2 protein-coding genes are annotated in these 2,653 nt (G+C 62.6%); both read left to right on the plus strand.

Translation table 11 applies throughout. From position 1 onward, the window contains the following. Positions 1 to 246 precede the first annotated feature (246 nt). Positions 247 to 1,773, plus strand: coding sequence for an IS21 family transposase (istA, locus tag HV744_RS36295; protein WP_217469221.1), 1,527 nt, complete (start codon positions 247 to 249; stop codon positions 1,771 to 1,773). A 5-nt stretch (positions 1,774 to 1,778) separates the two neighbouring features. Beyond that, positions 1,779 to 2,567, plus strand: a complete 789-nt coding sequence (istB, locus tag HV744_RS36300) for an IS21-like element helper ATPase IstB (protein WP_175154048.1) — start codon at positions 1,779 to 1,781, stop codon at positions 2,565 to 2,567. The last annotated feature ends 86 nt before the right edge of the window (positions 2,568 to 2,653 follow it).

Here is a 2,653-nt window from a genome sequence, read left to right on the forward strand (position 1 = left end):
GGTGTCACTGACCGGCGTTATGGCGCCATTCCGGGATCGGCGTATTGGCGCCACCAGATGATCGGCGCATAGGCGCCAGCGCAGGATCGGCGTTATGGCGCCGGTCCGTGACCGGCGTAAAGGAGCCAGTCGATAATCGGCGTATAGGCGCCACCGGCGCCGGGTGTTGAACGCGATTCGAACTTTCCAGATGGGTACGCTCCGTTCTTTCTGAACGGAGTGTCCATGACCAACCGGAGGTTCGAATTGTTTGAGTACCGTCAAGTCCTTGTCCGCATGCGGCAAGGCGATTCCGATCGCGACATTGCGCGTAGCGGCCTGATGGGTCGCAAGAAGTTGACCGCTGTTCGTCGTGTGGCCAGCGAGCGCGGCTTGCTGGATCCCGGGCAGCCGTTGCCTGACGATGCCGTGATTGCCGGCGTGTTCGGCCGCACTCCACACTTGCCGAGCACATGCGTGTCCACGCTCGAGCCGTTTCGTGAGCAGATCCGTGACTGGCATGACGCCGGCGTTCAGGGTACGACGATTCACCACGCGCTGAAACGCAATCATGGCTACACCGGCAGCTACTCGGCGGTGCGCCGTATCCTGCTGGGCCTGAGGGCCGAACGCGGCGTGCCGGCCACAACGATCCTTGAGTTCGCTCCAGGTGAGGCCGCACAGGTCGACTTCGGCGCCGGGCCGGTACTGGCACATGAATCGGGCGCACAGATCAAGACGTGGTTCTTCGTCATGACCCTCTGCTGGTCCCGGCACCAGTATGTCGAACTGGTGCTCGACCAGACCGTCGAGACATGGCTGGCCTGCCACCGCCGCGCCTTCGAGTGGCTCGGTGGCTGCCCGGGTCGCGTCATCATCGACAACGCGAAGTGCGCGATCACCAGAGCCTGCATGTACAGCCCGGAAGTTCAGCGCTCGTACGCCGCGCTCGCTGAGGGATACGGCTTCCGGATCGACGCATGTCCACCGCACGACCCGCAGAAGAAGGGAATCGTTGAGTCGGGCGTCAAGTATGTCAAGAAATCCTTTGTGCCGCTGCGCACGTTCCGCGACCTGACCGATGCCAACCGGCAGTTGCGCGAATGGATCATGCAGCAGGCCAGCACGCGCGAACATGGCACGACACGCGAGCAGCCGCTGGCGCGCTTTGCCATCGAGAAGCCGCTGCTCACGACGCTGCCTGACGTTGCGCCGGTGCTGGCTGTATGGAGCGAAGTCAAGGTGCATACGGACGGACACGTCGTCTACAAGAAGGCGCTGTACTCCGTGCCGTTCACGCTGGTTGGCAAGAGCCTCTGGCTCAAATCCACCGATACGATCGTACAGCTGTTCCATCAGCACGAACTCATTGCAACCCATCCACGACTGCGCAAGCCCGGTGATCGCCACACGGTGCGTGACCACCAGCCGCCGGCGGCGCAGGCGTGGCTCGAACACGATCCGCAGTGGTGCCTGGCTCGTGCGAAAGAGATCGGGCCATCCTGTCACGCGCTGGTTCTCGCGATGTTCAACGACACGGTGCTGGTGAACCTGCGTGGCGCGCAGGGCATCGTCCGTATGCGCGAGAAGTTCGGCGATCAGCGACTGGACGCCGCGTGTGAGCGTGCGCTTGCATTCGCGAGCCCGAAGTACCGCACCGTCAAGACCATCCTCGACAAGGGACTGGACAGCCAGCCCGGAGCGGCATCGGCGCAAACGTCAACGGCGCCTGCTGACACCTATCTGAACGGCGGCCGCTTCGGTCGTGACCTCCACTCCCTTCTCCTGCATTGAACATCATGAATCCCAGTCCCGAACTGAATACGATCCTCAAGCAACTGCGCCTGTCCGGCGTACTCGACTCGCTCGAGCAGCGCAACCGTCAGGCGATCGACGGACAGCTCGCCTATACCGAATTCCTCGCCATGCTCCTGCATGATGAAGTCGCGCGGCGGGACCAGAAGAAGCTCGGCGCGCGTCTTGTGCGCGCCGGCTTCGGGCTCGGCAAGACACTGGAGACCTTCGACTTCGACCGGCTGCCGAAGCTCAACCGCGCGCACATCCACGATCTCGCCACTGGTCGTTACATCGACGAGAAAGTGGCAATCCTGATGGTCGGTCAAACAGGCGTCGGCAAGTCCCACATTGCCCAGGCACTGGGCCACTGCGCTGCGCGTCAGGGGCGTGACGTGCTGTTCGTCACGCAAACCGATCTGATCAGGAAACTGCATGCGGCCCGCGCCACGGGCCTCTACGAGCGTAAGTTCCAGCAGTTCGTGCGCGTGCCGCTGTTGATCGTTGACGACTTCGCACTCAAACCATTGCGCGCGCCACACGACGAAGACTTCCACGATCTGGTCGCGGCCAGGTATGAGCGGGCGGCTACCATCCTGACATCCAATCTCGATCTCAGCGAATGGGGCGATGCGTTCCCCGACAACCGGGTCCTCGGCGCCGCAACACTCGACCGGCTACGCCACGGTGCCTACCGCATCGTCATCGAGGGCGAGAGCTTCCGCAAGCCAAAACCGATGCCCGAAAACGGCGAAATCGCCGTTGCAAAATCAAGCAAGAAACCGCATTCTTGAGGCCGTTCGAATCCGCGTTCGACACCACTTCCAACTGGCGCCATTACGGCGATCATCCCCGGCGCCTTTACGCCGATCCGTGACAG

It is taken from the genome of Paraburkholderia ultramafica, from assembly GCF_902859915.1.
GTDB lineage: Bacteria > Pseudomonadota > Gammaproteobacteria > Burkholderiales > Burkholderiaceae > Paraburkholderia > Paraburkholderia ultramafica.